Annotated in this window: 17 protein-coding genes and 1 tRNA gene; 1 reads left to right on the forward strand and 17 read right to left on the reverse strand. The window is 60.1% G+C overall.

The window, feature by feature from the left end; genetic code table 11:
• Positions 1–134: 134 nt before the first annotated feature.
• The 7 genes from ACNQ62_RS00005 to ACNQ62_RS00035 form a co-directional block, all read right to left on the reverse strand.
• Positions 135–1,085, reverse strand: coding sequence for an oligopeptide/dipeptide ABC transporter ATP-binding protein (locus ACNQ62_RS00005; RefSeq protein WP_418093872.1), 951 nt, complete (start codon positions 1,083–1,085; stop codon positions 135–137).
• Positions 1,082–2,056, reverse strand: coding sequence for an ABC transporter ATP-binding protein (locus ACNQ62_RS00010; protein WP_418093873.1), 975 nt, complete (start codon positions 2,054–2,056; stop codon positions 1,082–1,084). Before ACNQ62_RS00010 ends, ACNQ62_RS00005 begins: the two co-directional genes overlap by 4 nt.
• A gap of 5 nt (positions 2,057–2,061) precedes the next feature.
• Positions 2,062–2,934 carry an ABC transporter permease gene (locus ACNQ62_RS00015; RefSeq protein ID WP_009824089.1) on the reverse strand — a complete coding sequence of 291 codons (873 nt, stop codon included), beginning with the start codon at positions 2,932–2,934 and terminating at the stop codon, positions 2,062–2,064.
• Positions 2,934–3,854, reverse strand: a complete 921-nt coding sequence (locus ACNQ62_RS00020; RefSeq protein WP_005848269.1) for an ABC transporter permease — start codon at positions 3,852–3,854, stop codon at positions 2,934–2,936. The genes ACNQ62_RS00015 and ACNQ62_RS00020 overlap by 1 nt, the downstream gene beginning before the upstream one ends.
• A gap of 70 nt (positions 3,855–3,924) precedes the next feature.
• Positions 3,925–5,457, reverse strand: a complete 1,533-nt coding sequence (locus ACNQ62_RS00025) for an ABC transporter substrate-binding protein (RefSeq protein ID WP_418093874.1) — start codon at positions 5,455–5,457, stop codon at positions 3,925–3,927.
• A 54-nt stretch (positions 5,458–5,511) separates the two neighbouring features.
• Positions 5,512–6,126 carry an RraA family protein gene (locus ACNQ62_RS00030; protein WP_353628544.1) on the reverse strand — a complete coding sequence of 205 codons (615 nt, stop codon included), beginning with the start codon at positions 6,124–6,126 and terminating at the stop codon, positions 5,512–5,514.
• Positions 6,127–6,232: 106 nt separating this feature from the next.
• A complete protein-coding gene (locus ACNQ62_RS00035; protein ID WP_083776444.1) occupies positions 6,233–6,577 on the reverse strand; it encodes a RidA family protein in 345 nt (114 codons plus the stop codon).
• 167 nt (positions 6,578–6,744) lie between these two features.
• Here ACNQ62_RS00035 and ACNQ62_RS00040 point away from each other — a divergent pair, with 167 nt between their 5' ends.
• Positions 6,745–7,677, forward strand: coding sequence for a LysR family transcriptional regulator (locus ACNQ62_RS00040; RefSeq protein ID WP_064216909.1), 933 nt, complete (start codon positions 6,745–6,747; stop codon positions 7,675–7,677).
• On the opposite strand, the gene ACNQ62_RS00045 is transcribed toward ACNQ62_RS00040, so the two are convergent.
• The 10 genes from ACNQ62_RS00045 to ACNQ62_RS00090 all read right to left on the reverse strand — a co-directional run bounded on the left by ACNQ62_RS00045 (position 7,659) and on the right by ACNQ62_RS00090 (position 18,655).
• A complete protein-coding gene (locus ACNQ62_RS00045; protein ID WP_418093875.1) occupies positions 7,659–8,606 on the reverse strand; it encodes an ornithine cyclodeaminase family protein in 948 nt (315 codons plus the stop codon). The two genes, ACNQ62_RS00040 and ACNQ62_RS00045, sit on opposite strands and share 19 nt — an antisense overlap.
• On the reverse strand, positions 8,603–9,847 hold the full coding sequence (locus ACNQ62_RS00050; protein ID WP_418093876.1) for a Zn-dependent hydrolase: 1,245 nt from the start codon (positions 9,845–9,847) through the stop codon (positions 8,603–8,605). Before ACNQ62_RS00050 ends, ACNQ62_RS00045 begins: the two co-directional genes overlap by 4 nt.
• A 29-nt stretch (positions 9,848–9,876) precedes the next feature.
• Positions 9,877–11,160 carry a TRAP transporter large permease gene (locus ACNQ62_RS00055; RefSeq protein WP_005848257.1) on the reverse strand — a complete coding sequence of 428 codons (1,284 nt, stop codon included), beginning with the start codon at positions 11,158–11,160 and terminating at the stop codon, positions 9,877–9,879.
• On the reverse strand, positions 11,157–11,630 hold the full coding sequence (locus ACNQ62_RS00060; protein ID WP_009824081.1) for a TRAP transporter small permease: 474 nt from the start codon (positions 11,628–11,630) through the stop codon (positions 11,157–11,159). Before ACNQ62_RS00060 ends, ACNQ62_RS00055 begins: the two co-directional genes overlap by 4 nt.
• Positions 11,627–11,983, reverse strand: coding sequence for a cupin domain-containing protein (locus ACNQ62_RS00065; RefSeq protein ID WP_005848253.1), 357 nt, complete (start codon positions 11,981–11,983; stop codon positions 11,627–11,629). Before ACNQ62_RS00065 ends, ACNQ62_RS00060 begins: the two co-directional genes overlap by 4 nt.
• Before the next feature lie 14 nt (positions 11,984–11,997).
• Positions 11,998–12,987: a DctP family TRAP transporter solute-binding subunit gene (locus ACNQ62_RS00070; protein ID WP_009824080.1), complete on the reverse strand. Its 990-nt coding sequence runs from the start codon at positions 12,985–12,987 to the stop codon at positions 11,998–12,000.
• A gap of 197 nt (positions 12,988–13,184) precedes the next feature.
• Complete coding sequence (locus ACNQ62_RS00075) at positions 13,185–16,448, reverse strand: error-prone DNA polymerase (RefSeq protein WP_418093877.1); 3,264 nt, start codon at positions 16,446–16,448, stop codon at positions 13,185–13,187.
• Complete coding sequence (locus tag ACNQ62_RS00080; protein ID WP_418093878.1) at positions 16,445–17,908, reverse strand: Y-family DNA polymerase; 1,464 nt, start codon at positions 17,906–17,908, stop codon at positions 16,445–16,447. The genes ACNQ62_RS00075 and ACNQ62_RS00080 overlap by 4 nt, the downstream gene beginning before the upstream one ends.
• Positions 17,859–18,437, reverse strand: a complete 579-nt coding sequence (locus ACNQ62_RS00085) for an ImuA family protein (protein ID WP_418093879.1) — start codon at positions 18,435–18,437, stop codon at positions 17,859–17,861. The genes ACNQ62_RS00080 and ACNQ62_RS00085 overlap by 50 nt, the downstream gene beginning before the upstream one ends.
• Before the next feature lie 141 nt (positions 18,438–18,578).
• Positions 18,579–18,655: transfer RNA gene (locus tag ACNQ62_RS00090), tRNA-Met, on the reverse strand.
• Positions 18,656–18,719 lie beyond the last annotated feature (64 nt).

The following is an 18,719-nucleotide window of genomic DNA, read 5'->3' on the forward strand; positions in this document are numbered from 1 at the left end:
TTCTCGGTGACAATCAACAGCGCACGCCCACAGAGATACTCGGCGTTTTGGTATATCGTCGCGCCCTTAGGAGCTAAGGCGCGACGAACCTTGGCTGACGTACCGCGTCTTGCAGCTTTGAGAAAAGACGGTGGTCACACCGCCCTTTCGCATCTGACCAAGCTTTCGCGCAGTTTCCGTAGCTTTTGCGGGCCCTCGATACAGCTCTGCCTCATCTCAGGGCAGCGCGGCGCAAAATGACAGCCCTGACGCGCTGCAAAGGGGTCCGCCGCTGCTGCGCCAAGCTTTTGTTCAGGCAGCCCCGCCTCTGGGTCCGGCAGCAGGGTCGCGGCAAGCAACGCACGGGTGTAGGGGTGGCTGGCATCCTCGAAGAGCGCATCCGTCGCGGCTTCTTCAATCTTCTGCCCGAGATACATAACAGCCACGTGGTCCGCCAAATGTTCGACCACCGCAAGATTGTGGCTGACAAAAACCATGGTAAGGCCCAGCTCTTTCTTCAGCGATAGCAGCAGGTTAATGATCTGCGCCTGCACCGAGACATCAAGCGCCGAGGTCGGCTCGTCACAGATCAAGACACGCGGTCCGAGGATTAGCGCACGCGCGATGGCGACCCGCTGCCTTTGCCCGCCAGAAAGCTCCCCGGGATAGGCATCGGCGAGCCGTGATGGCAGCCCGACCAGATCAAGCATCCGCTTGACCTCTGCATCGACATGCGTGCCGCCATGCAGTCGCAGCGGCTGGCCAACCAGCGTCTGGATACGTTTGACCGGGTTAAGCGAGGCATTGGGGTTCTGAAACACGGGCTGGATCAACCGCACACGGTCCGCCACGGGCATGGTGTCGATCTTCTGGCCCGCGATCTCGACCTCACCGCGATCGGGCTGCAACAAGCCCAGCATGATGCTGACCGCCGTGCTCTTGCCGCAACCGGATTCACCGACAAGGCCAAGCGTTTCGCCTTCGGCGACCTCGAGCGACAGGTCGTTCACGGCCACCAATTCTTCGGTCGGGGCAAACATGCCACGGCGCAGGCGGTAGGTTTTGCGGATATCGGTCATGCGGATCATCGGCGTCGCAGCGGTCATGCGGCCACCTCTGATGCCTTGGCGCATTCAATGAATTGCGCGCCCCCGGCGCTTATGCGTGGCACTGGATCGACAGCGCATTCAGGTCCGGCAATGGTGCAGCGGTCGCGAAAGGCGCAGCCCGCCATCGTGCCGATCAACCCCGGGACGCGCCCCGGAATAGCGGGCAATGCACTGCCCCGTGCGGTGACGCCCGGCACCGGGATCGCGGCAAGCAGCCCTTTGGTATAGGGGTGGCGCGGCGTAGCAAAAAGATCGGTGGCGGGCGCGCGTTCGACAATGCGCCCTGCATACATCACCGCAACATCGTTCGCGATAGCCGCTACCACGCCCAGATCATGGGTAATCAGCAAGAGTGACAGCCCAAGATCGGCCTGCAATTGCCCCAGAAGCGTCAGGATCTGCGCCTGAATGGTCACATCCAGCGCCGTCGTCGGCTCGTCCGCGATCAAAAGCTTGGGTCGTCCCATCAGCGCCGAGGCGATCATGATGCGCTGGCGTTGCCCACCAGAGAACCCGTGTGGATATTGCGTCAGCCGTGCCGCCGGATTGGCGATCCCCACCCGGTCAAGCATCTCGATTGCGCGGGCGTCAGCCTCTTTTCGGGTCAAGTTTTCGTGGCGCATAACGCCCTCGGTCAACTGCCGTCCAATGGTAAGCGTCGGATTTAGCGCGCTGGTCGGGTCTTGAAAGATCATCGCCACATCGCGGCCGCGCAGCTTTGCCAGCTTGGCATCGGTCTTGGTCGTCAGATCCTGCCCCGCCATGTCGAACCGGTCACTTGTCACCTTGGCGTAGCGCGGCAGCAGCCCCATGATAGACGTCGCGGTAAGCGACTTGCCACAACCCGACTCGCCGACAAGGCAGAGGGTCTCTCCTTCAGCGATTTGCAGGTCGACACCCCGAACCGCGTTCAACATGCCTCGGTCGGTGGGGATCGACACCTTCAGGTTTCGAATATCAAGCATCATGTCAGTCACTTTCGTGCAGGCCCTGTTATATCGCGCATACCATCGCCGAACAGGTTCACCGCCAGCACCAGCAGGCAGAGCGCCGATCCGGGCAGTGCGATCAACCATGGATCAAAGAGGATATTGTCGCGCCCTTCCGAGATCATCAGCCCCCAGCTTGGCGTCGGCGGGCGCACCCCCAACCCAAGGAAGGACAAGGCCGCTTCGAGCAGGATGACGTTTGCGACCTCAAGCGAGACGACGACAAGGATCGTGGCGCGCATATTGGGTAAGATTTCGAGAAACAGGATGCGCATGCGGCTCGCGCCGATGGATCGCAGGCCCATGATGAATTCCTGATGTCGCAAGCTTTGAGCGGCGGCGCGCGTGACCACCGCGAACCGGTCCCACAGAAGCAGCCCCAGAACGGTGATCAGCGTGGTTAGCGACGCGCCGCCCAATGCCACCGCCGCCAGTGCGACCAGCACGATGGGCAGTGATAGCCGTGTCGTGATGGCGAAGCTGATAACCATATCGATCCAGCCCCCGAAATAGCCCGCGATCAGGCCAAGCGTGATCCCGATGGCACCGGACACAAGGATCACCCCAAGCCCGACACCCAGGGACACCCGCGCGCCATAGATCATCCGAGATAGGTAATCGCGCCCAAGGTGATCGGTCCCGAGCAGGTGTTCCGGTACCGCGCGATCATGCCAGAAGGGCGGCAGCAGCCGGCGGCTCAAATCCTGCGCGATTGGGTCATGCGGGGCCAGCAGCGGCGCAAGCAAAGCGATCAGGATGATAGCTGCCAAAAGCGTGCCCCCGATCAACGCACCGGTATTGCCGCGCATCTTGCGCCAGACAGACGGGCGGGCCGTTTCGATAGTAACGTCGGACATCAGGAGCCCCCTCTTAGGCGCGGATCCAGCACCGCGTTCAGAATATCGGCCAGCATGGTCAGCAGCACGTAAAGCAGCGACAGGATCAGGATGATCGCCTGCACCACCGGCAGGTCGCTGCGCAGAAGAGATTCCCACGCCAGCCGTCCCAGACCGTTCAGCGCAAAGACGCTTTCAATCACGATGGAGCCGGATAGAAGCTGGCCCAGTTGAACCGCTGCCAGTGATACAAGCGGCAGCACCGCATTGCGCAAGGCATGGCGTGAAATCACAAGATGCATCGGCAGCCCTTTGGCCTTGGCCGCCCGGACATAATCCGTGGCCAGCACGTCGATCATGCCCGAGCGTGTGATGCGCATGAGTTCGGGGATAGCGTAGTAGCTCAGCACGATCACGGGCAGGATGTATCCCTGCCATGTGTCAGCGCCTGAAATGGGGACCCAGCCATACCAGACCCCAAAGACCACGATAGCCATCAACCCCAACCAGAAGCTCGGGATTGCCTGCCCGGACACGGCGATCACCAGCGCAAGGCGGTCGATCCAGCCGTTCGGTCTGAGCGCCGCTGCGACTCCCAAAGGCACGGCGATCACCAAAGCGACGAGGAACGAGATGAAGCCAAGCGCCAGTGTGACGCCGGCACGGTTGCCGATGATCTCTGTCACCGGCACATTGAAATAGATGCTCTGCCCCAGATTTCCGGTCAAGGCGCTGCCGATCCAGTCCAGGTATTGAACAACCAAGGGTCGGTCAAAGCCATAGGCCTGCCGGATCGCTTCGGCATCCTCGGCCCGGCCACCCGCGCCGGCGATGGCAATCGCGGGGTCGCCCGACACGAACATCAGACCAAAGCTCAGCGCGGACACGGTCAGACAGACCAAGAGCGCCACAAGCAGACGTTTAGAGATGAAAGAGAGCATAGGTCTTTCCGTTATGGGGGCCGGACAGCGGGGAGAGGACTGTCCGGCCCGTGACGTTGACAGGGTCAGCTTACTTCCAGCTGGCACCCCACCAACGGGCGAACTCATCCGGGTGCGGCGTGAAGTTCAGGTCGTTGGACAGGCCATAGTTGACGTTGAAGTTATACATCGGCATCCAATAGGCTTCCTCGGCGATCTTCTTGACGGCCATAGAGTAGTTCTTGGCGCGCACATCGCGGTCCGATGACGTATCAGCCTCGGTCAGCCAGGTTGCCAGTTCGGCGTCTTGCACAAGGTCATCCGCGCCGCCGCCAAAGAAATTCGACAAGATGAATGCGGTGTCGCCGATGCCATAGCTGCCCCAGTTCGAGAAGAACGCCGGAAGCTCTTTGGCGCGCCACTTGCCGATGCCCGACGCGTACTGCTGTTCGTTCAGTTCAAGCGTCACGCCGACATTGGCAAGATCGGCGGCCACGGCTTCGGCAGTCGGGCGCGGCATGGCGGCGAAGACCATTTCCATCTCGAAACCGTCCTCATATCCGGCTTCGGCCAACAGCGCCTTGGCTTTCTCCGGGTCGTATTCATAGGCGGTGACATCCTGTTCACAGCCGAATTGCGCCGGGTTGCATGGGGTATTGAGAACCTCGGACGCGCCGCCTGCGAAAGCGTCGACAATCGCGCCGCGGTTTGTGGCGTGGATAAGCGCCTGACGCACACGTTTGTCTGCAATCGGCGTGTCGCCATCCATCGCCTCGGGGGCGAAACCGACATAGCCGATGCGCATGATCGGCGCGCTGATGATCTGCACACGGCCTTCAAGACGCGCCGCCTGATCCGGCGGAATACGCCAGATCCAGTCCAGTGAACCCGACATCAGTTCGGCGTATTGTGTGTTCATCTCGGGTATGGTGCGCACAGAGATCTTGTCGATGGTGGCACCGGATTTAGGGCTGCCTTCATAGTGATCCTCAAAGCGCTCCATCTCGTAGCGGATGCCCGGCTCTTGGCTCACCAGCTTGTAGGGGCCGGTGCCGATCGGCGTGGCGGCGATACCCGCCGACCCGTTTTCGGCAAAGAAGGCGTGCGGATAGATCGGCAGTGCATCCGCCAGCATTTCTACCGCACCGGCAAAGGGCTTGGACATATTAATGCGGACTTTAAAGTCATCCAGCTTCTCGACACTGTCGATCCAGTCGACCGAGATCGAATAGCGGGTGCCGTATTCCGGGGTGATTACGGTGTTGAGCGTTTCAACCACGTCATCAGCGGTGAAATCGGCGCCGTTGTGGAATTTGACCCCTTGGCGCAGGGTGAACTCCATCGTCAGCGGGCCGGTGAATTCCCAGGATTCCGCCAGCGCGGGGACGATCTCTCCGGTGTCGAGGTTCTTGTAGAGCAACCCGTCATAGATGTGCCGCGCGAGGATCAGGCCCTGACGACCGGCGATTTTATAGGTATCCAGCGGCTCTGGCTCGGCGGCGAAAGCGACGTTAAGCGTATTGGACGCCTTGTCGGCGACCGCGGGTGTGCCCAGTGTCAGCGCTGTGCTGGCAGCAAGGACGGCCAATGTGGTGAGGCCCTTTATGGAGAATGTCTGTGTCATGGATCTCTCTGTCGGTTGAGTGAAGGGAAGGTGTTTTGCGCCGGTTATCCGGTTCTATGCGGGCAGCTTTGCGCCCCGCGTTATGTCAGCCAGTGTTTCGCCAGCACGTAGCCGTTCGAGGATTGTAATCTCGTCCGCCTGCATTTTTCGGGCGCGCGCGGCGTGGGTTTCAGCCTGATCTTTGTCCAGCACGGCAACCCCGTTTTCGTCGGCCAGAATAATGTCGCCGGGCCGGACCGAGACGCCGCCACACCCCACGGTCACGTTGAAGTCGCCGCCAAGCCCACGCGGCTTGGTCGTGATGGGTGACCGTCCACGGCACCAGACTGGAAAGTCTTCTTGCTCTATGGCGGAGCGGTCGGTGACAAAGCCGTCGATCACCGCCCCCACCACGCCGCGTGCCTTGGCGGCAGCGGTCGTGACTGCCCCCCAACAGGCATGGCGCAGATCACCACAACGGTCGATAACGATGACCTGTCCGGGTTGTGCGGCGGACAGCGCCTCGGTCAGCATTGCACCATCATCGCCAAGCATGCGCACGGTCAGCGCGGGGCCAAAAACAGTTCGATGCGGCAACAGCCCTTGTAGCGCGGGGGACATGAAACCGGATTCAAGAAAATGCCCCAGCGTCGCTGTTTCGATGTCCGAAAGGTCGATTTGAAATGTCATGCCCTGTCCTGTCGCCTGATGTGTAAGAAAGGATGGCGACGGGACAGCGGCAGGGTCAAATAGCCAGAGATTATGGCTCGCATAATCTCCGGCTAGAAAGCGGCGATTAGATCGCGGCGGTCACGAGAAATTCTACCTTGTAGTCCGGTGTCGCCAACTTGGCCTCACCACAAGCGCGCGCCGCCGGGTTGGCAGGGTCAATCCACGCATCATAGACTGCGTTCATGTCCTGGAAATCGGCCATGTCAGCAAGCCAGATGGTGACCTGCAGCAGCTTGGATTTATCGCTGCCTGCCTCTGCCAGCAGGCGGTCGATCGCGTCCAGACAATCTTGGGTCTGGGTCGCGACATCGGCGCCCGCGGTGCCGACCTGACCGGCAAGGTAAACGGTGTTGTTGTGAACGACGGCCTGGCTCATGCGGGGGCCGGGGTGCAAACGAGTGATGGTCATGTTTTGTGCTTTCTGATGAAATGAGTGGCAAGCTTAGCCGAACCTGCCCCACGCGCACAGTTGCACACCATAGCCACAGTCAATTTTAGGCATTCGCGTTGACTATGTGATAGGGGATGAAAAATAGGAAACTCTACTCAGACCCAAGCAAGAAACGAATCATCAGCATGAACGCTTTGCCGCAATCCGATCTGAACTGGAACCTTCTGCGCATGTTTTACATGATCGCGAAGGAGGAAAGCATCACGAAGGCCGCAAAACGGCTGGGCCTAAGCCAGCCTTCGGTGAGCAATGCGTTGCAAAAGCTCGAAGCGCAACTGGGGTGCCAGCTTGTCTTTCGCGACAGCCGCCACTTCGAACTGACAACCCGTGGCGACAAGATTTTTCAGGAATGCCGCGAAATTTTTCACAGTGCCGAACGGATCAATCTTTTGGTCCGCGACGCCGAAGAAGAGGAACGCGGGCAAGTCCGCTATCAGATTATCAGCAATCTGATGTCACCGATGATGGACGAATTGCTGCGGCTTTATCATCAGCGCTATCCTTCCGTGGCCTTCCAAAGTGAGGTCCAGAACAGTCAGGCGATCGTGCGCTCGATCCAGCAGGGGCGTGGCACGATCGGGTTCTGCCTATTGGCCGCACCCTTGGTCAACCTGCCCTCGATCCGTCTGTTTCGCGAGGAGTTCTGTGTCTTCTGTGGGGCCGAGCATCCGCTGTTCGGGCAAGAAAGCGTCGCGCTCCGCGATCTTCAGCGCGAGCCCTTTATCAGCTTTGCCTGCGCCACCGAAGGCATGGGGCTGGAGCCGATGTCGGTCCTGCGCGAAGGCACACGGCTTGGCAATCGCATCAACGGGCTAAGCACCAACATCGAAGAGGTCCGAAGAATGATCGTGGCCGGCATGGGCATTGGCATCCTGCCCCTCATGGCCGCGCAGGACGACATCAGGCGCGGCGACCTGTGGCCCATCAAGATCACAGATGAAACGATTGGTGCCGATGTTTATCTGGTCCACGCCCCGAGAGACAAGCTATCTCCCTCGGAGCAGAAATTTGTGGATATCGCGCAGGAACTGCTGGCGATTTACCCCAATATGGTGTGATCGCTCGCCATCGTCGCCGCTGCCAGATCCTGAAGCGCCATGCCCGCGGATTTGAAAACGGTGCGGGCACTGTCATCGCTACGGCCGGGATGGGCACCCTGACACAATTCGGCCAGGTCGGCGCGAATATGCTCTGGCGTGATCTGCCCCGCTTGCAATGGCTGCGACAGATCCCCCGCAAGCGACGCCCCTGCCCGCAGATCGACAAAAACCTCGGCCTGCTGGACCGCCTGATCGTCGCTTTCACGCATGTCGCCCTTGAATGCGCCGATCAGATCAAGGTGGCTGCCGGGTTTGAGCCAGTCCCCCTGGATGATGGGCCTGGTCGAGGCTGTGACCGTGCTGATCACATCCGCCGCGCGACACGCTGTTTCAAGGTCGTCGACGGCCCGAGCGGGCAGGCCATGTTCCCCAAGCGCTGAGGCAATCGCAGCCGCCTTGTCACCGCTGCGCCCCCAGATTGAAACCGAGGTGTAGCCCCGCACCGCGCAATGTGCCGCTGCGACGGCGAGGGAAAGCTGCCCCGTACCGACGATCAATAAATCACGCGCATCCTTGCGCGCCAGTAAATCCGCCGCCAGTGCCGACGCCGCCGCCGTGCGCCGCGCGGTCAGTGTATCACCATCCAGTGCGGCCTGCATTTGCCCGGTTTCCCCATCGAACAGCAGGTAACCCGCATTGATCGTCGGGCGGCCCTTGGCGGCGTTTTCGGGAAAGAAGGTCACCACCTTGACGCCAATGCTTTCACCGGGAACCCAGGCGGGCATGATCAGCAAAGATGCCTCGGTGCCGTCCGGCTGCTCAATCGTCAAAACCTGCCGGTCCGGTGCCTGCACCGCCTTGCCGCGATACCAGTCGCGCAACTGGCCGATCAGATCGGGCCAATCCAGCGCGGTTTCAAGCGCCTCGTCTCCGATCAATGCGCTCATCGATCAGCCCGTTTGACGACGGCATGCAGCAGAATATTTAGCCCGGCGACGAAATCCTCTGGTGTGCAGTTTTCTTCATTGTTGTGCGTAATGCCGTTTTCGCAAGGCGCAAAGATCATCGCCGTCGGGCAATGGGTGGCAAGGAAATAGGCGTCGTGACCTGCCTGGCTTTCGATATCACGCCAGTTGAAGCCCATGCGGATAGCCTCGTCGCGGATGCCGTCGATCATCTCGTGGTCAAAGATGTCGCCGCCCCATTCCCATTCATCCTCGATCACGGCCTCACACCCACACCGTGCGGCGGATTCGAACAGGGCCCGGCGCATCTTTTCGGCCATGGCGCGGGTGGTGATGGGATCGGGGTGGCGCACGTCACAAACGGCTTCGGCCGTGTCGGACAGGATCCCCGGCTTGTTGGGCCAAGCGGTCAACCGCGCGGCGGTGGCCTTGCCGTCATGCACCGCGAAATCCCAGCCGATGTCATCCACCGCGGTCAGCCAGCGCGCCCCCGCCGCCAGCGCGTTCTTGCGCAGGTCCATCGGCGTTGGTCCGGTGTGCGAGGTCTGCCCCTTGAACGACGCCCGCATCCCGCGCACCGGATAGCCGCCGGTGACAATGCCGACCTGCCGCTTCTCGGCGTCAAGGATAGGCCCTTGTTCAATATGCAGCTCGAAATAGGCGTCGATCTCGCCCGCCTGGCAAACGCGTTCGCCGTTATAGCCGATCCGCTCAAGCTCATCACCGAAGCGCGCACCATCATCGCCGATCAGATCATGCACCCAGTCGATGTCATATTTCCCAACGAAACAGCCCGAGGCGACCATCGGGGGAGAGAACCGCGCGCCTTCCTCGTTGGTCCAGTCGACCACCACGATGGGGCGTTTGGTGACATGGCCCGCGTCGTTCAGGCAGCGGATCACCTCGAGCCCGGCCAGCACGCCGGCGATCCCGTCGAACCGCCCGCCATTGATCTGGGTATCAAGGTGACTGCCAATCAGGATCGGCGGCAGATCGTTGTCGCTGCCGTCGCGACGGCCAAAGATATTGCCGGCGGCATCCACTTCAACGGTCAAACCGGCCTCTTCACACCAGGACCGGAACAGATCGCGCATGTCCCGGTCTGCATCGCCAAGCGTCAGGCGCGACAGCCCGCCGGGGCGGCCTTTACCGATCTCGCCGGAGGCTTCGATGGTGGACCAGAAACGGTCAAGATCGACACGGGTATCGGGGGTAATCGACATGGAAACCTTCTTTCTTTCGAGGGCCGGGATCAAAACAGGATGCCCGGAAGTTCGGTAATCAGTGCGGGGAAGAGGACGAGAAGCAGCAGCACGCCGACCATCACGCCAAGGAACGGGATCAAGTATTTGAACGACGCGCTAAGCGGGATTTCACCAACCCGACAGGCGGCCATGAGGTCGATCCCCAACGGGGGCGTATTGGCACCAATGGCGAGGTTGATGGTCAGCAGGATGCCGAAGTAAACCGGATCGATGCCGTAGTGGCCAAGGATCGGCAGGAACACCGGCGCAAGGATCAGGATGATCGCGATGCTTTCCATGAAAGTGCCAAGGATCAACAGGACCGCCATCATCATCAACAAGGCGACAGTGCCGCTTTGCGTGGCCTGCGTGATACCGTTGACCGCCATCTGCGGCACTTGCTCGGCCGCGAGAATCCAGCCAAAGACCGAGGCCGAAGCGATCACCAGCAAGATCACGCCTGTCATCTCGGTGGTTTCCCGCAACAGTCGCATCAGGGTGGAAAGTGACAGTGCGCGGTAGACGAAAACGCCGATGAAAAGCGCGTAGGCGACGCCGATGCCCGCAGCTTCGGTCGGGGTGAAGATGCCAAGACGAATGCCCCCCACGATGATGATCGGTGCCAGCATCGCCAGGATCGAGCCCTTGGCGGCACGTCCCAGCTCGCCCCAGGAAAAAGGCTCTCCGCCTTGCCATCCGTTGCGGCGCGAAATCCACCACGCCACCAGCATGAGGCCGAGACCCAGCAGGATGCCCGGGATGATCGCAGCCACGAAAAGCTGGCCGATCGAACTGTTGGTGGCAGTGCCATAGACGATCAGCACGATCGAGGGCGGGATGACGGTACCAAGCGAACCGGCACAGCCCAAGGCAGAGGCCGAAAATCCGGGGGCGTAGCCCTGATCCTTCATTGCGGGCAGCATCATTGTGCCAATGGCGACCACGTCCGCCACGCCGGAGCCGGAAAGCGACCCGAACATCATGCAGGCGATGATCATCACCATCGCCAACCCGCCGGTGCGCCGCCCGATAAGGGCCGAACACAGCGCGATGATCCGCGGCGCAAGCCCGCCGTGGACCATCAGCAGACCCGCCAGCAGGAACAGCGGAATCGCCAGCAGTGTGAAACTGTTGATCCCCGCCACCGCGCGCTGCGCCACAACGATCAGGGGCGCGGCGTCGGCGATCAGCAAATAGAACATCGACGACAGACCAAGCGCCACGGCAATGGGCGCATCCAGCAGCACCAAGAGAACAAAGACGACAAGAAGCAAAGCAAGCGCGAGGCTCATGTGCGGCCCCCTTTCAGGATCAGACCCAGCAGTGCAACGCCGCAGCAAACGGGGAGGGACAGGTAAAAAAGCCCCACCGGCAGCGAGAGCGCGGTGGTCTGATGCGCCCATGTGATCTGGGTCAGCTTCCAGCCGGTCCAGATGAACACCGCAAGAAAAACAAAGCTCGCCAGCCATGCCAGAACGGCAAAAACCCGGCGCAGCGGTGCGGGCATGGTCACCAAGTCAAGCAACCCCGCACGGAAATGCGTGCCACGTACAAAGCCCGAAATGGCCCCCACAAAGGTCAGCCAGACCAGCGCCATGCGGGGCAATTCCTCGGCCCAGCGAGGGGTCGATGAGAACAGGTAGCGCGAGATCACGACATAGACGACCATCGCCGCAAACCCCGCCACCAGCGCCGCACCAACCCAGCGGGCCGCGCGGTCGATAAGAATGGCCGCCCGCAGCGACCCGTTCCCGAAAGTCATGGTTTCAAAAATCCTTCTGGGCCGCGGCAGAGCATGCATTCGTCACAATAGGCCGCGACGACGACCCATTCGTCCGAAATCACCTCGACCGTGTGATCAAGCCCCGGTGGCAGGCGCATGGCGGTGCCTTCGGTCATGTGGTATTCCTCGCCCCCTGCCCGCAGGATCGCCTCGCCCTTCAGCGTCAGCGTAACCTCGTCGCGGGGGTGGCTGTGCGCGGTAGACTTCGCGCCTTTCTTACCGGTGGTCACCGAAAGCTTGATAAAGCCCTCGCCGCGTTGAGCCGGGGAAAACAGCACCTTTTGTGTGAAGTCGTAAAGTTGCACCGGCTCGACCGATGCAACTTGTGTCATTTCAGGCCGCAAAGTCATTTGCGGTACTGGTCCAGGATGGTCAGAAGCTCTTCGCCATAAACGTCCTTCTGGCTTTCCCAGATCGGTTCGACCGCTTCGATAAAGGCGGCTTTGTCGACCTCGTTGAACTGCATGCCTTCTGCTTCCAGCTGGGCGATCAGCTTGTCGTTGGCGGCGGCAACCATGTCGCGCTGTTTCAGGCCCCAGGATGTGGCGGCTTCCGTGACGATGGCCTGATCCTCGGGAGAGATCTTGTCCCAGACGGATTTCGACATGGTCAGCGTGGCAGCGCCCCAGATGTGTTCAGACAGCGAGACGTATTTCTGCACTTCGAAGAAGGACGCGGAATAGATGATCGCCAGTGGGTTTTCCTGCGCATCAAACAGCCCCTGTTGCAGCGCGGAGTACAATTCACCGAACGACAGGGGGGCCGGTTCTGCCCCCAGACCTTCGAATGTTGCCAAGCGCACTTTGTCGGGCGTGACACGGATTTTCAGACCGGCGAGGTCTTCGGGCTTTTCAACGGGGCGGACGTTGTTGGTGATGTTGCGGAAACCGTTTTCCCACCAGCCCAGAACCTTGATCCCCTTGCCATCAAGCATATCGGCCAGCGCGACGCCCAGATCGCCGTCCAGCGCGGCAAAGGCCTGATCGCGCGCGCCCCAGGCATAGGGCATCTCGATGATGCCCATGCGCGGCTCGATCCCCTGGAACGACCCGGAACCGATCAGCCCGGCCTGCACCGACCCGAATTGCAGCCCCTCGATCACTTCCTTTTCGCTGCCAAGCTGGCCGGAGGGGAAGACCTTGATCGAAACGCGACCTTCTGTGCGGTTGTTGACCTCTTCGGCGAAACCAGTGGCGGCAACGTGCCAGCTGTGGCTTTCCGGCAGAACGTGGCCAAGGCGGATCGACACGTCATCAGCCAGGGCGGCAAGCGGCGCAAAGGCCATAAGGCTGGCCGCCAGCAGGCCGCCTTTGATCAATGTGGTGGGGGATTTCATTTTGGACTCTCCTGTTGTGCATTATTTGGAACAGAAGAAATACGGATCGCCGTTTCTACGCAAATAGGCTGGGCCTATAATTGAAAAAGCTTTCTTGAATGCTCAACGGTCTGACCACAGGGCTGCACTTTCGCGATGCGTGAAGGCTTGCACACCTCATGCGCACCCGCTCATGGGTCGCCCTGCTGAGTGACACGTTAGTGGAAATCCCTGCTTGGAAACAAGCGCTTGGCCTGATCGCGAGGGTGCATGGCACGGGGTTGGGTGCGGGATCTTGGTGCGTCGTCGGCTTGGGGTTGCGTGATGCCTACCGCATCATCCATCGGATGGCCGAGACGGCTGAGATAGTGCGAGACGTCTTCGATGCTATGCGCAATCACATGCACCACGATACCTTCGCGTTGTACATGGCCGGTGATGCGCAGTAAGCGCCCCGTCATCACCGCGCGGCGGAATTGTGCATAGACCTTTTTCCAGACCACCACATTTGACACACCTGTTTCATCCTCAAGCGTCAGGAAAACGACACCCGACGCCGTACCGGGCCGTTGCCGCGTGATCACCAGACCGCAGACAGAAATGGGCCTTTGTGCCATAGGCCCCAAAGGCACCTCGGGCAGCGCGTCATGAGCTGTCAGCCCCGTCATGGCCGGGCGCAACAGTTCCATCGGGTGGGCTTTCAGCGACAGGCGCATGGCCACGTAATCCTCGACCACTTCCTGCCCTAAATGCATGGCGGGCAAGGTGACGGGCTGTTCGGCAATGCCCTCGCCCTCGATCTTATCATTGAACAACGGCAAGGGCGCGTTGCCTTTGATCGCTTTTACCGCCCACAAGGCGTCGCGTCGTCCCAAGCCAAGCCCCGCATAGGCGTCGGCTTCGGCCAAACGTTCCAGAACCGCGGGCGAAAGCCCTGCCCTTAACCACAAAGCTTCGGGATCGGGGTAGCCATTGCCACGCGCGGCAACGATCCACCCTGCATCCTCTTCACGAAAGCCTTTGATCTGGCGAAACCCCAATCGCAAAGCCAGCGCCCCATCGCTGCGCTTTTCAAGCGTGTTGTCCCATTCGCTTGTGTTGACGCAGACGGGGCGCACTTCGATGTGATGCTCGCGGGCATCGCGCACGATCTGGGCGGGCGCATAAAACCCCATAGGCTGCGCATTCAGCAACCCGCAGGCAAAGGCTGCCGGATGGTGGCATTTCAGCCAGGCCGATACATAGGCAAGCATTGCAAAAGCAGCGGCATGGCTTTCAGGGAAACCGTATTCGCCAAAGCCCTCGATCTGGGAAAAGCAATTCTCGGCGAAAGCTTTTTCATAGCCCCGCGCCAACATGCCATTGATGAATTTATCGCGAAGCTGGCCAATCGTCCCCATCCGCCTGAAGGTCGCCATAGACCGGCGCAGCTGGTCTGCCTCGCTTGGCAGGAACCCGGCTGCGACTACAGCGATCTGCATGGCTTGTTCCTGGAACAATGGCACGCCAAGCGTTTTCCCCAGCACGTCTTCCAGCTCTTTCGAGGGGAAAACCACGGCTTCGTTCCCCTGCCTGCGATTGATATAGGGGTGTACCATGCCGCCCTGAATGGGGCCGGGGCGCACAATCGCCACCTCGATCACCAAATCATATAATTCACGGGGCTTCATCCGCGGCAGAAAGTTCATCTGCGCGCGGCTTTCCACCTGAAACACACCAATGGCATCCGCAACGCACAGCATGTCATAGGTTTGCGCATCATCTTGGGGTATGCTGGCGATGCTGTATTTTTTGCCCCCATGTTGCGCAATCAGATCAAAGCTTTTGCGGATACAGGTGAGCATCCCAAGCGACAGGATATCGACCTTCAGAATATTCAGAGCGTCGATATCATCCTTGTCCCATTCGATGATCGTGCGGTCATCCATCGCGGCGTTTTCGATAGGGCAAAGCTCATCCAATCGCCCCTTGGTGATGACAAACCCGCCGACATGCTGGCTCAGATGTCGCGGAAACCCGATGATTTCACCAATCAGCTTGATGGTCAGCGCCAGACGCGGGTCCGATAGATCAAGCCCCAGTTGTTTAACGCGCTCGGGGTCCGGCCCGCCATTGCTGGTGCCCCAGATTTGCCCGGAGAGATTGGCCGTGACATCCTTGGACAAGCCCATAACCTTGCCCACCTCGGAGATCGCCGCGCGCGAGCGGAAATGGATCACCGTGGCGCAAAGCCCGGCGCGGTGCCGGCCGTATTTGGCGTAGATATGCTGGATGACCTCTTCGCGGCGTTCATGTTCGAAATCGACGTCGATATCCGGCGGCTCTCCGCGATGTTCTGACACAAAGCGTTCCACCACCATGGTAATCGTCTCGGGGCTGACGTCGGTGATGCCCAACAGATAGCACAAGATCGAATTGGCCGCGGACCCCCGCCCTTGACACAAGATCCCCTTGGAGCGCGCGAATTGAACGATGTCATGCACCGTGAGGAAATAGGCCGGAAAATCGAGCGTCTTGACCAACGCCAGTTCTTTTTCCATTTGCGCAATGGCCCGCGCGGGTGCCCCCTTGGGATAGCGGACCTTCAGCCCCTCGGACGCCAACCGCGCCAAACGGTCTTGGGGCGTTTCATTGTCTGCGATCTCGTCCGGGTAATCATAGCTGAGTTCGGACAGGCAAAAGCTGGACCTGGCCGCGATCTGTGTCGTGCGGCGCAAGGCCGCCGGGTGACGGGCGAACAGGCGCTTCATATCAGCTTCGGGCTTGAGGCGTTTTTCAGCGTTGGGTAAGGCACGCGTACCGATTTGATCGATCGTAATATTGTGGCGCAGGCAGGTCAGAACATCAGCCAACTGCCGTCGCGCACCGTGGTGCATCAACACATCCCCCACGGCCACCATCGGCGCTGCGGTGCGATGCGCGAGGGTGGCGCAGGCATCAAAATAGCGTTGATCACTGCCATCATAGCGCGGCGCGACACCGATAAAGACATCCGCAGGAAAGTGCTTTTTCAGCGTCGCAATATCGGGCTGACTGGCTTTTAGGGACGCTTGCGGCACAGCAATCAAGCTCATGCCTGCACAGCCTTGAACCAGATCAGGCAAGTCCAGATAGCAGGCCCCTTTCGGGGCACGTCGTTTGCCAAGGGTCAATAACCGCGTCAACCGCGCATAGGCTTCACGGTCGTGGGGCAATGCGACCCAATGGGTATCGCTATCGCGCAAGATCAGCCGCGCCCCGATGACAAGCCTTGGCAAGGGCGCATCAGCCCCCAACTCGCGGCGAAGCTCTTTCAGAGCGGAATAGGCCCGAACGACCCCGGCCAGCGAATTATGGTCTGTGATGGCCAAGGCGTTCAGCCCCAACTGGGCCGCCCGAGAGACCAATTCCTCTGGGTGGGATGCCCCCCGCAGGAACGTAAAGTTAGACGTGCAACACAGTTCCGCATAACCGGGATCCAGAGACGGGTTTCGCGCCTTCATGGAAATTCACCCTGCACAAACCAGTTCGGGTTTTGTGGCGTATAAAACAACCACAATCGCCGACCCTGCGTTGTGTCCACTTTCCAATAATCCCGCACACCTGACCGCCAGTTGTCATCTGGCAACCACCATTCAGGGGCGATACGTTCAGGCCCTGTCGCCCGCCCCGTGGTCAGCGACATCCGGCGCCAGCGAAACTGTGCGGGCGGCCGTGCCCCGCTGGCTGCGATAGGTTCCGGCGGAAAAAGGCACAAAGGGCGCGGCCGCAGAGTGGACCATGATCCCTTGGCGGTACTGTAGGCCGCTGGTACGATTTGAAAGCTCCGCTCGGGGATATGACTGTCTGCCGGTAGAAACCGTTGAATGTTTTCAAGCCCGATCCGGTTACCAAGACGGGTGATCAGATCCTCCAGCCCGTCAGGGCGCGCAGCCGTGGCCGCGGTGATTTGCGCGTCGGCAAGGTTTTCGACCTGCGTCGCTTCAAGCCGTAACTGGTCGATGCCAAAACCCGCATCCACAGTCCGGATCCCCCGGTCAAATAGGGGCAAAATACGCATTGCATCGCGCATTGGCGCCGCGAGACGCAGTTCGATTTGCTGCGCGCCCTGATCCACCCGCCGCATCGTTAACTGCAATCGCCGTGCCCCCATGGCCTGGCGTTTCAACTTGTCGCAAAGCTGATCCAGCAACCTTTTCGTGCCCGCCATCACATCAGCGCTCAGCCCGATCGGCTCGGGCAATGTCATGCGCACAGCATAGTGCGGTGCCTCGCCAATCGGTGTGATCGTCTCGTCCTGGGTGCCCATTGCCTGATCCAGTCGCAACATGACATTCGGCCCGAAACGACGCGCGATTGTCATGCGGGGCAAAGCCAATAGGTCCGAGATTTTTCGCAGGCCAAGCCTCTGCAACGCCGTGTCAGTTTTCTCGTCAAGACGCAGCGCAGCAACGGGCAATGCAGTGATATCCGCATCGGGCTTGCGGGCATAATGCGTGCGCGCCCAAGCTGCCCCGCGGGTATCGGCCGCCGCGATACGCCCGTTCAGCCCCGCACGCGCAAGACGGTGACGCATATCATCCAGCATTTCCGCCTCACCGCCAAACAGATGCACTGACCCGGTGATGTTCAGGACCAAACCATCCCTCCCATCCACCCCCACCCAAGGGCAGTATCGTTTGCTCCACCGGGCAAGTGATTGCAAAAACCGCGCGTCCTCTTGGGGGTTGGCTGCTGCGCTGTAAAGCTCCGGGCAATAGGCACGGGCATCTGACAACCCCATGCCACGATGCAACCCCTGCGCCTCTGCCGCTTGGTTCAAACAGTAGATGCGGTCGGTATTTTTCGCGTGTTGCACCAGCGCGAAAGGGCGATCGCTATTGGCGGCCTCACGCGTCCGCGCGCGCAGCACCCTATCGCTGGGCAGTCGGGGAAACCACACTGATGCGACGCGTTTGCGCATTCCACTTCACAGTCCAAGCCGCTAATGTTCCTGTTTTGTTCTTTATAAGTTTCCAATTTTGCAGAGTCGAGTCCTCGGCTGTGTTGCCCTCATCAAAAACAGGGGTGCAGTGCCATCTGGTCTGCGCGGCATTGTTCCCCATCCCTTCGGGCAAAATGCAAAGCCCTGTGGCGTTGCCTTCTTGCGCAGCCAGTTGCAAACGCCGCCCTTCCGTTAACCCAATGGGCTGTGTGAGCTCTGCGATCACCACTGCCACATGCCCCGACCGCAACGCCTCCTCGGTCGAGGCGAGCACATCGATATGACGCGGCGCCTGCGCGATCAGCAGTTGCGACGGATCAAGATAAGCCGCGCCCCCCACCGGATTGATCTGCGTGCCGTGCCATGCCTCACGCACCCAAAGCGCGGCCCCGCCATTCGCGCCACAGACCTGACCGGCTAATGCATATGCAAAAGCATAGGCAGACGCCCCGCAAACCTCATGGGTGCGGGTATTCTTGAGCGGAAAGTGAGATTCGAACTGGGCCATGGGTCAGATCATACAAGACGGAACAAAAGATGCACATTGAAGACATCTTGACCCGCCACTGAACTTTCATCCAGCCGGGACCAGCGCCCGCTTGGGCGATACGCCGCATGCGGGGTTATTTATATCGTATTTTGTTTTATTTGGTTGCGGGAGTAGGATTTGAACCTACGACCTTCAGGTTATGAGCCTGACGAGCTACCGGGCTGCTCCATCCCGCGGCTGTGGCCAATGTTTTTGTATTGGCTTATTAATTGTCATCGTTTGAGAGATACGTAGAGGTTT

Origin of the sequence: Sulfitobacter sp. SBS6 (assembly GCF_048285585.1) — a bacterium.
Lineage (GTDB): Bacteria > Pseudomonadota > Alphaproteobacteria > Rhodobacterales > Rhodobacteraceae > Sulfitobacter > Sulfitobacter pontiacus.

Excerpts from the sequence above, each read along its gene's own strand:
- ACNQ62_RS00005 (WP_418093872.1), bottom strand. The coding sequence starts at position 1,085 with ATGACCGCTGCGACGCCGATGATCCGCATGACCGATATCCGCAAAACC.
- ACNQ62_RS00010 (WP_418093873.1), bottom strand. The coding sequence starts at position 2,056 with ATGATGCTTGATATTCGAAACCTGAAGGTGTCGATCCCCACCGACCGA.
- ACNQ62_RS00015 (WP_009824089.1), bottom strand. The coding sequence starts at position 2,934 with ATGTCCGACGTTACTATCGAAACGGCCCGCCCGTCTGTCTGGCGCAAG.
- ACNQ62_RS00020 (WP_005848269.1), bottom strand. The coding sequence starts at position 3,854 with ATGCTCTCTTTCATCTCTAAACGTCTGCTTGTGGCGCTCTTGGTCTGT.
- ACNQ62_RS00025 (WP_418093874.1), bottom strand. The coding sequence starts at position 5,457 with ATGACACAGACATTCTCCATAAAGGGCCTCACCACATTGGCCGTCCTT.
- ACNQ62_RS00030 (WP_353628544.1), bottom strand. The coding sequence starts at position 6,126 with ATGACATTTCAAATCGACCTTTCGGACATCGAAACAGCGACGCTGGGG.
- ACNQ62_RS00035 (WP_083776444.1), bottom strand. The coding sequence starts at position 6,577 with ATGACCATCACTCGTTTGCACCCCGGCCCCCGCATGAGCCAGGCCGTC.
- ACNQ62_RS00040 (WP_064216909.1), top strand. The coding sequence starts at position 6,745 with ATGAACGCTTTGCCGCAATCCGATCTGAACTGGAACCTTCTGCGCATG.
- ACNQ62_RS00045 (WP_418093875.1), bottom strand. The coding sequence starts at position 8,606 with ATGAGCGCATTGATCGGAGACGAGGCGCTTGAAACCGCGCTGGATTGG.
- ACNQ62_RS00050 (WP_418093876.1), bottom strand. The coding sequence starts at position 9,847 with ATGTCGATTACCCCCGATACCCGTGTCGATCTTGACCGTTTCTGGTCC.
- ACNQ62_RS00055 (WP_005848257.1), bottom strand. The coding sequence starts at position 11,160 with ATGAGCCTCGCGCTTGCTTTGCTTCTTGTCGTCTTTGTTCTCTTGGTG.
- ACNQ62_RS00060 (WP_009824081.1), bottom strand. The coding sequence starts at position 11,630 with ATGACTTTCGGGAACGGGTCGCTGCGGGCGGCCATTCTTATCGACCGC.
- ACNQ62_RS00065 (WP_005848253.1), bottom strand. The coding sequence starts at position 11,983 with ATGACACAAGTTGCATCGGTCGAGCCGGTGCAACTTTACGACTTCACA.
- ACNQ62_RS00070 (WP_009824080.1), bottom strand. The coding sequence starts at position 12,987 with ATGAAATCCCCCACCACATTGATCAAAGGCGGCCTGCTGGCGGCCAGC.
- ACNQ62_RS00075 (WP_418093877.1), bottom strand. The coding sequence starts at position 16,448 with ATGAAGGCGCGAAACCCGTCTCTGGATCCCGGTTATGCGGAACTGTGT.
- ACNQ62_RS00080 (WP_418093878.1), bottom strand. The coding sequence starts at position 17,908 with ATGCGCAAACGCGTCGCATCAGTGTGGTTTCCCCGACTGCCCAGCGAT.
- ACNQ62_RS00085 (WP_418093879.1), bottom strand. The coding sequence starts at position 18,437 with ATGGCCCAGTTCGAATCTCACTTTCCGCTCAAGAATACCCGCACCCAT.